Annotated in this window: 12 protein-coding genes; 5 read left to right on the top strand and 7 right to left on the bottom strand. The window is 35.4% G+C overall.

Annotated elements, in window-relative coordinates:
* The first annotated feature begins 109 nt into the window (after positions 1–109).
* Positions 110–442 carry a hypothetical protein gene (locus tag AC2EXB_RS17545; RefSeq protein ID WP_483602535.1) on the top strand — a complete coding sequence of 111 codons (333 nt, stop codon included), beginning with the start codon at positions 110–112 and terminating at the stop codon, positions 440–442.
* A 363-nt stretch (positions 443–805) separates the two neighbouring features.
* Positions 806–1,492 (top strand): FusB/FusC family EF-G-binding protein, encoded by a 687-nt coding sequence (locus tag AC2EXB_RS17540; RefSeq protein WP_483602534.1) that lies wholly within the window; start codon positions 806–808, stop codon positions 1,490–1,492.
* Positions 1,493–1,527: 35 nt separating this feature from the next.
* On the opposite strand, the gene AC2EXB_RS17535 is transcribed toward AC2EXB_RS17540, so the two are convergent.
* Positions 1,528–1,887: a hypothetical protein gene (locus AC2EXB_RS17535; protein WP_483602533.1), complete on the bottom strand. Its 360-nt coding sequence runs from the start codon at positions 1,885–1,887 to the stop codon at positions 1,528–1,530.
* Between the two features lie 148 nt (positions 1,888–2,035).
* On the opposite strand from AC2EXB_RS17535, the gene AC2EXB_RS17530 reads away from it, so the two are divergent.
* Complete coding sequence (locus AC2EXB_RS17530) at positions 2,036–2,596, top strand: HU family DNA-binding protein (RefSeq protein ID WP_483602532.1); 561 nt, start codon at positions 2,036–2,038, stop codon at positions 2,594–2,596.
* Between the two features lie 61 nt (positions 2,597–2,657).
* Here the strand turns inward: AC2EXB_RS17530 and AC2EXB_RS17525 are convergent, their stop codons facing one another.
* Positions 2,658–2,924, bottom strand: a complete 267-nt coding sequence (locus tag AC2EXB_RS17525; protein ID WP_483602531.1) for a hypothetical protein — start codon at positions 2,922–2,924, stop codon at positions 2,658–2,660.
* A gap of 789 nt (positions 2,925–3,713) precedes the next feature.
* Here AC2EXB_RS17525 and AC2EXB_RS17520 point away from each other — a divergent pair.
* Complete coding sequence (locus AC2EXB_RS17520; RefSeq protein ID WP_483602530.1) at positions 3,714–4,700, top strand: HNH endonuclease domain-containing protein; 987 nt, start codon at positions 3,714–3,716, stop codon at positions 4,698–4,700.
* 122 nt (positions 4,701–4,822) lie between these two features.
* Here AC2EXB_RS17520 and AC2EXB_RS17515 read toward each other — a convergent pair whose 3' ends face one another.
* Genes AC2EXB_RS17515 through dndB form a run of 5 tightly spaced genes read right to left on the bottom strand, consistent with a single transcriptional unit; the run spans position 4,823 to position 11,017 of the window.
* Complete coding sequence (locus tag AC2EXB_RS17515; RefSeq protein ID WP_483602529.1) at positions 4,823–5,941, bottom strand: cysteine desulfurase family protein; 1,119 nt, start codon at positions 5,939–5,941, stop codon at positions 4,823–4,825.
* 7 nt (positions 5,942–5,948) lie between these two features.
* Entirely contained in the window at positions 5,949–6,320 is a 372-nt protein-coding gene (dndE, locus tag AC2EXB_RS17510) for a DNA sulfur modification protein DndE (protein WP_483602528.1), read from the bottom strand.
* The gene (gene dndD / locus AC2EXB_RS17505; RefSeq protein WP_483602527.1) at positions 6,317–8,302 is read right to left on the bottom strand and encodes a DNA sulfur modification protein DndD; all 1,986 of its coding nucleotides are present in this window, start codon (positions 8,300–8,302) and stop codon (positions 6,317–6,319) included. The genes dndE and dndD overlap by 4 nt, the downstream gene beginning before the upstream one ends.
* A gap of 22 nt (positions 8,303–8,324) precedes the next feature.
* Positions 8,325–9,917 carry a DNA phosphorothioation system sulfurtransferase DndC gene (gene dndC / locus AC2EXB_RS17500; protein WP_483602526.1) on the bottom strand — a complete coding sequence of 531 codons (1,593 nt, stop codon included), beginning with the start codon at positions 9,915–9,917 and terminating at the stop codon, positions 8,325–8,327.
* A gap of 2 nt (positions 9,918–9,919) precedes the next feature.
* Complete coding sequence (dndB, locus tag AC2EXB_RS17495) at positions 9,920–11,017, bottom strand: DNA sulfur modification protein DndB (protein WP_483602525.1); 1,098 nt, start codon at positions 11,015–11,017, stop codon at positions 9,920–9,922.
* Positions 11,018–11,189: 172 nt separating this feature from the next.
* Between dndB and dptF the strand changes: the two genes are divergently transcribed.
* Positions 11,190–13,568 carry a DNA phosphorothioation-dependent restriction protein DptF gene (dptF, locus tag AC2EXB_RS17490; protein WP_483602524.1) on the top strand — a complete coding sequence of 793 codons (2,379 nt, stop codon included), beginning with the start codon at positions 11,190–11,192 and terminating at the stop codon, positions 13,566–13,568.
* The last annotated feature ends 3 nt before the right edge of the window (positions 13,569–13,571 follow it).

Genomic DNA, 13,571 nt, shown 5'->3' with positions numbered 1-13,571 from the left:
GGCTGTTTTTTGGATTCCCTAAACAACGTGATTCTTTTATATCCAATAATCAGGTAAACTGCGAGTAAGGAAGATTATTGAAATTTGAATCCCGGAGGAGTGAGCTGAAATGAAAAAACTGTTCATGCTTTTGTGGACTCTTATGCTGATGGCAGGCTGCGATCAGGGAACGGGCAAAGGCTCATTTGCCCAGATTGTCGTGGTCAACGGGATTGAATACAATGGGACGGAGGAAAAGCTGGAAGATTACGAAGTGGACCGGCCCATCGGCAATGTATTGAAGGAAGTCCCTCCAAATGTCTCTCCGGATAATTTTCAATCCAATTTCTTTGAAGAAGGGGCGGTCATTTACGCTGTTAAAAAAAGCATGGATTTCATCATTGTAAAGGATGGTGAAGACAATCTTTACTTGCTCCAAAAAGCGCCTGGAAACGAACAGTAAAGACAGTTTAAACATTTCATTGGATACGGAGAGCCTGGACAAGTTCCTGGCTCTTTTTCTGTTCAATAAAAGCTTTTGTGGCCAAGCTGAATAAGCTCCTGAAAGTTTTTTATTTGGAGAACGTTGTCTGATTCAAGTATGATAGGGCTATGAGGGAGAAATCCCTGTTTTCGAAGGGATGTGATATCAGATGGCAATGAATCGATTGTCAGCGTCAGCAAAAACTCATGCAAAGCCTGGTATACGGAATGGCGAATCTTTGCGTGGGGCAAGAAGTACGGACTAATTCGCCTGCAGATGTGTCATGACCTATACACGGCTTCCTTATAGCATTTATCCAACAACCCATAAGGAGTGGCTCGAATGATACACGTAAAAGAAAACAACGATAAAATCGGAACAAACGACAACCGTCCGGAACCGTTCATCCGGAACGACCAATATAATTTCATCAAGGACCAGACGCAGATTCTCGTGAACGGACAGGCAACGGGCAACGACGCCGAAGTGCTGAACGTCCTTCGCCATCTAGCGCATGAGAAAGTCTTCAAGCTGTTTCCATCGCTTGATGCCGAACAGAAAGCGGTCCTGAATCCGCTCGCTTCGATTAAGGAAAAAGCGGAGGCGGAAGCCTTTTTGGAACAACTCTCCCCTTACGTCATCCCGTTCAAAAGCGTGACCGACCAGGGCTTGAAAAAACTGTTCCCGAAAGCGAAAAAGCTGAAAGGGCCGAAACTCGACACCGTCGATTTCAAGAAGCGCTCGTACCTCAGCTGGATCGAGAGCTCGACGCTCATGTACATGATCTATGAAAAAGACGGCCGCTTCGAGGCGATCCATGGCAGCTTCAACCGCAGCGCCAAAAAAGGCATCTGCTCGATCTGCAACCGCCACAGCGAAGTCGGCATGTTCACGGCCAAAACGAAAAGTTCCGGCCAGGACAATTTCGTCAAACGCGGCAATTACATCTGCCAAGACAACGACGTCTGCAACAGCAACATCAATACATTGGAGCGCCTGCACGAATTCGCAGAGCGCCTTCAGAAATAGAAAAATGAAAAACGGCTTTCCAGGAGAGCCGTTTTTTACATGAATTCATCAATCGCTCGGATTGCCAGCTCGAGTGAGCGGATCCGCCGTTCCAATAATGTTTTCTGCGGACTGCCATCTTTCGATTTGGCGTAAAGCGTTTTGACAGAAGGGAGCAGACCGGAAAGGACGTGCCGGGTTTCCACCAGTTCATCCCCACTGCAGTCGAAAGGCGCTCCATGCCAAACGTTTTCAAGAATCGCTAAACCAATCTTCAAAGCGTTCAGCCGCTTTTCCAGCAACATGGTATTCGATCCCTTCGCGCTCATCTGCACCAAAGCCGTTTCGCATTTGCGGATGGTGGACTCGAAAGATTGAATCGATTCGGTTTGTTGGGCAGGGGGAGTCGACTCCATCCAGTAAAACCTCCGATCATTCAGAATAGGTCTTTCTGTTATTCTACAAGGAGAAATCCAAACAGCCAAACAAGTGGCTGGAAAATGTATAATAGAAGATAATCGAAACGAAGGCAAGATGCGCCTTCTCACATAGGAGGAAATCCAGATGAATAAAAAAGAGCTGGTCCAAGCCATTTCACATAGGAGCAAAATCTCAAAAGACGAGGCAGCGAAAGTTCTTAACAAAATCACTTCCCACATCACTGAAGCATTAGCAAAAGGCGATGAAGTGAAGATCAACGACTTCGGCACGTTCCAGCTGGCCGAGAAAAAAGAGCGGAAAGGCCGCAATCCGCAGACCGGCGAACCCATCACCATCGCCGCATCCAAAGCGCCGCAATTCAAAGCAGCGAAAGTACTGAAAGACATTCTTAACGAAAAAAGCTTCATTGAAAAATTTGTCTCAACCGGAAAACTCAACGAGGAAGAGGCAAGCGTCCTCACGTATGTCTTCGAAGAAAGCCGGAAAGCGAAAGAAGCGGGCGACGATGCAAAAGAAGGCAAGCTCGTAGAAGTAAAAGCAATCGCAGAGGCGCTCGGCATGAAATATCCAGAAGCGGAAATGATTGCGAGCCGGTTGATCGGGAAGAAGATCTTGAATACGAAAGTGTTCACGAGCCAGATTGATGAAGTGTTTTTGAGAGGGAATTACCGGAAGTATTTATAAGAACTAAAAAATTCAAAGCGCTTCAGTTTATATAGCTGAAGCGCTTTTTCTTGCAACTAGATTACTTATTGATCAAATCTTGCAGCTGTTTCACTGAGAACTCTCGAACCGGATAAGGCTTGCTGCTATTTTGGTGGTTGAAAATGTAATGAGTGCCACCTGATACTTTGACGCGGAATTTCCAATGCGGCCGGCCGGAGCTGTTGATCACATATTGATCGGCAGGCATCATTTCACGAATAAAGCGGTCAAGATCGGCAACGAGCAATTTGTCGAAAAAGCAGAGAACAAGAAATCCTTTGCATGTTCTTTCTTGATAGCGATCCACGGATGATTTGCTTAAGTCAAACCAATTATGCTGATTTTGAGCAGAGGGCGAAAGTACAAAAAGCCCTTCTCATAAAAACACAGCGGTATTCGAGACTTGCCTTAAGCGAAGATCTTGCGTCAATACATGCTTGTTCACATTCATCGAACTTTGTTTATCGGTCATGTTAATTACCCCTTTCACATAGGGGTAGCTATCCCCTCTTAAAAACGTGAAGATTATAAATAGATTTAGATACAATTATAATGTAATTCCAATTAAATGTAATCAAACAGATATAATCATTATATGTGAATAAGTAGAAAATTGAGGAAGCATCCATGTACTAGGAAGAGTCATCACAGACGACAGTAAAAGTATTTGTGTATAAAGAGGATTGAAAATCTTGAAATTTACGTGAGAAATCAAATGTTTTGAAGCAAAGTAAGAAATTTGTAAGGGAAAGTAGACAGGATGCAATATAAAAAATTAATAAGAGATAACATACGGAAAATAATTAAAAGCACCGGAAAAGAATTCTCTATGTGCATGTTATCTGAAGAAGAATATCGAATTGAAGAAAAAAATTACGAAGAATTGGAAGAATACTATAATGCAAGTAAAAAGCGGCGTTGAAAAAGTTAGCAGATATTATAGAGTTAATTCAAGTTGCAGTAGAAATCATTAAGCTTCTTCTTTACAGTTGTAAAAATTTTGAATATAAGGGAGATAAAATAGAATATTTAAAAATGAGTTCTTTAATAGATGTAAAAGACTAATTTAAAAAAGCTGATAGAAAAGAGGAGAGTTGTGGCTGAAGGCTGGAAATTAAACGAAGGTAGTGTAACTTATGAAACGGTTACAGAAGATCAACTTTGGACTGTTATAGTTAAAACCCTCTCATCAAAGTCTATGAAAACTACTACATATAAGTTCGCCTTATTAAGGGCGATATTAGAGAACATATATAAAACAAACTGCAATCTCGAAATTTCCTTTACTCAAATTGCACAATCCTTTGCAAAGTTATATTGGAATTTAGTAGTTCGTAATGGCTATTCTCAAGGGAATAATGCACAAATTGAAAAAGAATTAAAGGGATCACAAATAGTTTTTAACATTCCTGAAGGATTATCTTTTGAGTCTATTAATGAGAATCAACAGCAAGGAATTATAAAAAAAGTTGAGAATAAAATAATTAACAGGTACGTTGTGGGGGCCTTGTTCGAAGATACCAATAGAATAATATATAGTTTTTCAAAAAAAGAAAAGAACATCACTTTAACACAATCAAGTTTAGAATTTCTACTTAAGCATCAAACTACTATATTTAAACTTATAAATTATGAATTAGCTAAATTTCTTCATGATAAAAACCCTTATATTTCTAGAGGAATCGTATTAGAAGAAATTGAAAATATAACTAAACGTGAATCCTTACAACAGTATCAGCATATGATATTAAAGAATGCTGGAAATAAATGTTTTTATACAGAAAAAGAACTAACTACGACAACTAGATCTATTGCGGTAGATCATTTTGTGCCATGGAGTTTTGTGCATACAGATGATCTTTGGAATTTTGTTCTTACTTCTCAATCTTTAAATTCAAAGAAAGGAAGTAAGCTACCAGCTGAAAAATACCTTGAGAAGCTTCACCAGCGCAATCAGATTTTTCTACAAACAGGAGACGTTCATGTGAAATACGAAATGGAGAAATATAATTTCCAGTTATTTAAAAAACTATACGAATATGCTGAAATAAATGGGTTTGAAAAAGGATGGACTCCTTTTTGAAAGATAAGAAGTTCTTAGAGATAAAGGAGAATGATATTGTTGATGAATGAAATGCCCCCAGATGGTTAACACTAAAGTAGTGATCTCATCTGGGGGCATTTGTAACGTTCTCATCTGTAACTTCATAACTCTTTAAAAACATCCAAATCTTCCTTAATAAGCTGAGGAGACATCGAAAATCTTACAGTAGATCTAATCTGTTCCAATGTAAGCCCTATAGCCTGCAGCACATGGGAAGGCTTACTCGAACTACAAGCCGAACCAGTCGAAGCAGCAATCACTGGTGCAAGCTGTTTAAGCAGTAGCTCATTATTAATACCTTTGAATTGAACATTTAATATACCGGGAATTTTATTAGAAACATCATTGTTAAAAACAATTACTGCTGCAAACTTTTCTTTTAATATCTTGGTAAGATAATCCTCATTTTCTTTTAATCGCTCAATATTCTCTGGCATTCTTTCTTTAGCTAATTCGGCTGCTTTTCCAATACCGACAATCCCTGGGACAGCTAAAGTTCCGCTTCGAATATTGTTTTCTTGACCGCCCCCGTGATAAAGAGGAGTCAGAGGAATTAGCATATCATACTGATCTTTTTTAATGTAAACACAGCCAACACCTTTTGGACCGTGAAATTTATGAGAAGAACAAGAAAGAAAGCTGACCCCAGGATAGTCTTCCAAATTAATATCTACTTTTCCAATTACTTGTGTAGCATCAGTATGGAAGAACACATCCTGAACTAAGCAGTAATCAGAGATTTCCTTAATATTATTCAGTGAACCCAATTCATTGTTACCCCAAATAACAGTAACTAAAATAGTGGAGTCTTTAACGGATGTCTTAAATTCTTCTAGATCAATTCTTCCATATTGATCAACAGGAAGATAAGTTACTTCAAATCCTTTGGTTTCTAAATATCGACAAGTTTCTAAAACAGAAGGATGCTCAGTTGCTGTAGTAATGATATGGTTCCCTTTATCGGAATAGTAGTCAGCTACGCCTTTGATAATCATATTGTTTCCTTCCGTTGAACCACTAGTGAAAATAATTTCTTTTGAAGAGGCGCCTAGTAAATCCGCTACTTGTTGTCGAGCTGATTCCACAGCTTTATTAGAATTGACAGCTTGCGGATAGTACTTACTGGAAGGATTACCGAATTCTTCTTTTAAAAATGGCAGCATAGCTTCAAAAACTTCGGGATCAACTTGTGTAGTAGCACTATTGTCTAAGTAAAGCATTAAATGTTTACACCTCCATATTTAAAAGATTCAAAAGGAATTTTTCGTAGTTTCCGGCATATTTATACTCATTTTCTAATAGACTTATTCCTCTTTCTAAATGAGCATTAAATAGATTCGGAAAATATTCTTCATCACTAATATTTTTCATGGCGTGTTGTCTGATCAAAGCTTTAAAAACATAATCATTTTCACCAGTCATAGCATTTCGATGAATTTCTAATCCAGTCTTATCTTCAACTGGAATAGGCAGTGAAGGGTCTTTTAAAGACAATGTTACTGCCAGTCTAGATAGAATGTTCCAAGTAAAGCCTGTAGCAGCTTGTAAAGAAAGTAGCTTTTCTTGAGCATTTGCAGATGTTTTTAATCTGAAATTCATATTTTGACCTCGCGATCTTTAAAAGGGAAGTATTTATTATGAATATTGGTAGAATTTCTTTCTACATCAAAATCCAATGTATATTCTTGAGCAATATGTTCTTTTAATATGTTGTAATGTACTTCGTCTATTTCCGTATCAGTAGACAATATGATAGCTTGTTTCCCCATATTTGGAATGAAATCTTTTAAAAGGGAAGCTTTATGAGTTTTGTCGAGTCTTCCAAGCAATGTATCGAAGATAAACGGAACTCTTCTTCCAGAACATTGGAAGATAGACCAAATAATAGAAAGTAATAAGATTTGCTTTTCTCCAGCTGAAAGAGTACTTTTTTCAAGATATTCCTTATTATGATCTAGTAATCGTACTTCATAAGTTTGGGGATCAATCACGATAGATGATACATAATTTTGCTTACGTAAAATTCTTTTAAGCATAACAGAAGCTTCGAATTGAACTTGTTGAAGTTTTTTCTGCAACTGTATTTCTCTAAAGCGGCGACTTAGAGCAATGATTTTTTGTGATTCTAAAAATGAGCTAGAGGTTTTTTCACTGTCTTTTAGCAAGTGGCGAACCTTGTCTAATCCAGTTAGAACATGATTTAAACTTGAGTTCAACTGTGACAACAAAGTTTCTTCTGCTTTTAATTCTTCATTAATAACAGCAAGATCATTTTGGATTTTTTCCATTGCGATCAACATCTCTGAAAATTCATTAGTAGTATCGTTGATTTTAAGTTTTTCTCTGAGTACTCTAAGTTCCTGAAGCTTAAGGTTATTTTGATTAATTTTCCCTATATATTCAGCACGTGAACTATTAGCTGTTTTAATATACGTATTTTCCACCAGGCTACTTTCCGAGAATGAAGCACCGTGAACTAGTGGAATGTCCTTTTGAGGTTTAATAGAAGATAATAAACCTGCTTTTAAAGTATCCATTGAAGCAATTGAAACAGGGTGACCAAGGGAATTTAAAATTTGTTCCAGTTGTTCAATGTTTAACTTTGTATCTAATACTTCAGCAAAGTGGAGAGACTCTTCACTTGCGATTTGTTTTCGTACATCGTCAAGCAAATTCAATGATAAATGGAAGGGAAGAGAAGAAGAAACAAACTCCTTTATACTTTCGGAGTTCTGTTTTCTCTCATATTCTAAAGTATTTATCTCTTTTAAAATTTCTTCTCTAGCTGTTTTAGCAAGGCCGCCATTTTTTTCGAAATCGTTTTTATACTGTTTATATTCATCGTTTAACATTATTTGTTTTGCTCGTAATTGTTCTGCTTTTTCAGTAGAAAAGAGAATCTTTTCTTTTAATGCTTTCTCCTGAGAATTAAGCTCATATAGTTCGCGTTCAGCAGACTCCATTTTCTTTAAATCAATAGATTGGTTAGAATATGTTTCTAAATCAGATTCTAACGTCTCGAATATATCTAAGTTAAAAACCACTTTTGATAGTTTCTTTAAATAGCTTGATAGTAAATCTTCATTTACAATCCTCGAAATCTCTTCTCCATCAAACAAACATAGATCCAGCAATTGAGGAGGCATAACTTCTTTCAATTTAGATTGAAAAAATTCTTTTTCTTGTTCGGAAAGATGATGACCATTAGCCACCAAATCATAAGATTCTTTTAGACTGTTATTTTTGAAACGCCAATGTCTGTATAAGATGTAATCTGTTTTTTCATAACCATCCACCAAAGTGAAGTTCAATTTAATCTTGAAATTATTTTCTCCCACTTTTTTAGCGGCATTGTTGAGTAAACTGCTCACTCTTTTAAAGTAATCATTGCTATCATTTTTATAACCAAAACCAAAAGATCCAAATAACCCCACTTTAATTGCATTTAATAAAGTAGTTTTTCCTGCTCCATTTTCTCCACCGATTAATATCACATTGTTATTAGAAGAAGTTCTAAGATCGAAAATATTGTTTCCTCTATATGCACCGATATTTGTTAAGTGTATTTCGTTTAATATCATATTTTCGCCTCAATTTTTGTTTTTAAAGATGTAAGTAATCTTGTTTTAAAGTTTTTCCAATTTCGTCCATTAACCCTCGGCGAACTTTATAGCCTGAAAAGTCTTTTTCGATAGAGACTAACTTTTTGATGGTGTTCATATCAACTTTATATTGTTCTGCTAAAAGTTCTAAATCCGAAATCTGTTCTTTATCAAATAATGGGCGGTCATCGATTTCCCAGTCTAAAGAATATCCCATAATATCTTGGAATAGCTGTGGCAGTTGATCTTCCCAGTCGCCATGGTCAAACCAAATTTTACGAATCTCTTTTAGCTCTTCAGTGCGAATTAGTTCAAAGTGAGGGTCATCCGGATGTTTTAAGTTTTTCTGAACCGTTAATAGTCTTGAAAGAATTTCTTTGCGTGCTTCTAGAGTATAAGGTCCTAAACCGAGTTGAGAATATTTTTTTACCATTTTTCCATCCAAAGCTTCTTCTTCAGAAATCACAAGAATTTGCGGAACTTCCCCTTGGCTTAAATCAATATTATTGATTGTTAGATACTCATTAAGTTCGGCTTTATTTACTTGTACAAAATTTTCAATAGGAATGTATTGTTTAGCACGATTAGATTTTTTGGGAATAAAAACAAATTGATCGCCGTCATGTTCTTCCACTTTTACATCGTTGTAATAAATTTGACCGTGTCTTCTATACTTCATTCGCATTGTACGATCATCTCGAATATCAGCAAGCCAATTTCTGAAATCTAATAAAGGTTTCATCCAATCATGTCCACTTTGAATAAATCCGTTTAATGCTTTGTCTTCATTAACTACTGTACAAACCCAGCATCCGAATCTACTATTTCCACATGAACCAGCACTTTCTTTAGTTGATTTATCAATTACAAGTGGACATTCTCCACTGTTAGAATCTTGATATAACTGGTGTAGTTCATGATTGTCATCGCCCCAAGGAGAAGGGTAATTTAAAAGATAATCCCAAACGTCATCAAGTGTAAAGTGACGAATTGGAGCATAAACAAATGCATTGGATAAAGTTGAATGTTTCATAAAAGTTTTTCCGTCTACTGTGTGGGAGCGTATAGAATTTCCTCTTGTAGCACTTTCATCTTCCCGGACACCCAATACCATAGTGACTTCTCCAAAAATGGAAACTTTATCTTTTACAAATTGGTTAGCAGGATCAATTTTCAAGCGGTCTGTACACCATCTAAATTGTTGATTTGGAGAAGGGTAACCTTTACCTATAATGCTTACCCAGAATGATTGAGACATAAGTGGTTTAACTTTATGTGTTTCGATTGGCAGGTTTCTAATTAAAGCTTCATCCTGAATTCGTCTCAAGGTTTGATTGATTGAATTTATGATTAGAGGAGTTTCTACTAATGTATCTGAAGAAATGACATATACCTTTTTGTGCAACTCATCTTTTGGTAACTCGTCTAAAGCTTCAAATACTAGTTGAACTACAACAGTAGAATCTTTTCCTCCACTATATCCAACGACCCAAGGACGATCATCTTCTTTATATGCGCTCTTAATATATTCTTTTGCATCGTTAATAAAAGATTGTTCTTTATTTAAAAAATTGCTTATTATGCCCATGCTCATTCTCAGGCACCTCCATTAAAAAATTTTTTCTCTATTTGCGCTTCAGCGTCAGTTAAGGGTAGCCCTAGTAATTGTTTAATACGGTTAGATGTTAGCTGTACAGTAGATGATGTTTTTTGTATTCTTCCATTTTGATTAAAAGACCGATCTAACCAATCTGTAGTATTGCTCCGGCTCCAATCAAGATCAGATAATTTTGTTACGTATTTTTCCCAGTCTTCTTCATGATAATTCTTTAAGTAATTACCGAGCAAACCAATTGCTTCGACAAACACACCATGTCCTAATATGTAGTTTGCTCTTAAGTCTCTTGGAGATAACTCTTTCCTTAAAACCATGTTCCATTCTACTATGGATTCACAGAGGAGTTTCCAAAATTCTTTTAAAAAACTTTCTTCTTCACTAGTAATTTCATCGCCCTTAGTTTTTCCAAGTAATTTTAAATTGGCGTTAAACAAGTGATTTAAAGCCAAAATTTTTGGTGAATTTTTGGAAAGTGAAACACGTTCTTTGTCCGTATAACGAGTTAAAAGTGGTATAGCGTTTATAATATCTTTTGTAACCATAGCGAGTTGATCACGATAATCGTAAAGAATACCGATAGATGAAGTTGTATTAACTGCATGCCTATTAAGATCTGAGAATATTTGTTGAGAGTGTTTAAGTCCAACGTCATGAAAAAAGACCACTGAAATTGTCTCATTACCTAATTCAGGTGATATTTTTAAAGCTTCTTCTATAGCAGCCCGTCTATGTTGACCATCGTTTATTAAAAATCTTGCATCTAGAGAAACTCTTAATTGTCCTAGGTCTTGAGAGGATGGGTTCTGATCAAAAGGGAAAAATTCGATTTCCCCATCGATAGAGGCAGTGATTGAAGAAAACACATAATCTTTTTGATTTTCTACTATATAATTTGTCATTTCTGGAATGCGCGATTTATTTAAAATTCTTTGGGCTCTATGTTCTGGTGGAATTTCTTCCTCATCGAATAGAAAAATTTTCGGAATAATTCTTAAAGGACACATAACTACAAAATATTCTTTATTCGCTTGAACGCCTTTAAGGGCAGGAAATGTATAACTAAAATTAGAGTCCATAGAAATTTCTCCTTTTACGTACGTAATATAAAATATTATATGCTTCTTTTAATAAATCTTCAATTATTTAATACTAAAATGCGAACATTTATTCTTTATATTAGAGCACAATAAATCTCCTAATTATGAGCAAATATATGTTAAAATTATACTAAAGATAGAAGGCATTGGAGTGATAATATTGCAGAGTTATTATAAACATGAATTTTTATTTCAGTTTTTAGAGAAATCTATTCCATATGCTAGTCAAGCAGCATTTAAAATGGAGCAATTATTTTTTACTGACTCAGCTAGCGCTATAGTGAAAGCTCGTTTGTTTGCAGAAGAGGTTTTAAAAGAAGTATTTAAAATCGAAAAGATAGATACTACTTATCTAACAACTTTTTATGATAAGGTTTTATATCTTTCAAATAATGAATATATAGTAAGAGAAATTCAGCATGCATTTGACACTATTCGTCGATCCGGCAATAAAGCTGCTCACGATGGAACGTATGAAGATATAATGGCAGCTTTTCAGTTACATAAAGAAATGTATAAGATTGCGGTTTGGTTTTATGAAATTTACACCTCAGAGCAAGAAATAATACCACCTTATAGACACCCAAAGCCAAATGCCAGTCCTGGAATTGAAGATATTAAAGATATAATAAAGAATGCATTGGAAGAAAATAATATAATATCGAACAATTCCTCAAAATATGAAGAAGCTGATACTTCTTCAAAGGATACACCTTTGAAAGAAGAAGAAAATAAAGAGCCTCACAGTAAGCGGGAAGTTGAGAATGGAGAAGGGCGTAAAGAAGGAATTAAAGATGACTCAGCGTCAAATATAAAAAAGAATAAAGTGAATATAGTAGAAGATAGTTCGTTATTGAAAGAAGTATCGCGTTTAAAAGACTCTGCAAAAGAAGCGATTGAAAATGCTAATGAATTTAGTGGATTTAAAGAATACATGCATGTTGACAGGAAAATTCAACTAGATCTTGAAGACGTTCTCCTAAAGCAAAGTCATAAGAATGTTGCAAGCCTAATTTTATTATGCGGAAGTGTCGGAGATGGGAAATCTCATTTACTCGCGTATATGAATAAGAAATATCCTGAAATTATGAGAGAGTATTTTATTCACAACGATGCTACTGAAAGTTTCTCTCCAGGTAAAGATGCTCTAGAAACTTTGGAAGAATTATTACTTCCCTTTTCTGATGAAAGGATCGACTCAGCCACTGAAAAAACTATTCTAGCTATTAATTTAGGGGTACTACATAATTTTGTAAACCTTGATCACAAAATGGCTAGTTTCAGCAAGTTAAAAGCTTTTATAGAAAGCAGTAATCTTTTTTCACAGAACATCGTAACAAATTTTGAGATGAATCAGTTTAATCTTTTTAATTTTACAGACTACCATTCTTATGAACTAACTGCAGATGGTCCAGTTTCTGAGTTCTATCAATCTTTACTAGACAAGGTATGTAAGGAAGATGAGAATAATCCCTTTTATCTTGCTTATAAGAATGATAAACAAAGAAATTATCGGACAATGCTTCATGAGAATTATGATTTTTTAAAAAATAAGTTTGTGCAAAAGCAAGTTATTTCTCTTTTAATTCAAACGATTGTTAAGAAAAAGCTAGTGATTTCGACAAGAGCATTTTTGAACTTTATGGCTGATATATTAATTTGCGAAAACTTAGATCCGATTGATGAATTAACCAATTTCGAAAAAATTCAAAATGCACTTCCTACTTTGTTATTTAATAGTGCAGATCGCTCTCTTGTATTAAAGACTATCACTTATTTCGACCCTATCCATTTCAGAACATCTACTACTGATCAGTTGATTATCGAGTTGAATACTTTAAATGATTGGAAAGCTATTAATGACGAATATATTAATGATGAAATCTCTCGTAAATGGTTAAAATACTTTGAGACAAATAATGAATTACTCCCTGAATTGTTCTCTGAGTATTTTGAAGGATTTATAAGAATTGTCTATCTAATAAACGTAAATTTTGCCAAATCTATTCGCGATGAGGCTTATGAAACTTATATGGTCTCACTTTTTCACTTCAATACAGGCGATATGAAAAAGATCAGAGATTTTTACGAAAAGTTTAAAGATATTATTTATCAATGGAAAGGCACTTTAAAAAAGAATTATGTGCTGATGAGTCACCCCTTTGATAAATATAAATTAGGACAAAGCTTTTCGGTTAAACCGGTGATAACTCATATTAATAAAAGGGAAGATTTAATCCTTTACACATTCAAAGCTGCTATAACAGTAGGCTATAAAAATGAAAATACGACAGAAGAGGCATTGTTAGATATTGATTATCCTCTGTATTCGCTTTTATCTAAGGTAGCTAATGGATATAGACCAAATAAAAGTGATGAAGATGATGCAATAAAGTTTACTGAATTTCTTGAAAATGTAATGAAGTTTGGGAATAAACATAAAGAGCTGCTAATTAATTTCCCACGGGAAAATAAGTTTTACAAAATTAAGCGTGATGATTTTGGATCATTAGTTTTTGAGAGGGAGTAGAGT

The sequence above is a fragment of the Planococcus alkaliphilus genome, assembly GCF_057031095.1.
Note: the sequence above shows the minus strand (reverse complement) of the source record. Positions and strands in the feature narration are given on the sequence as shown.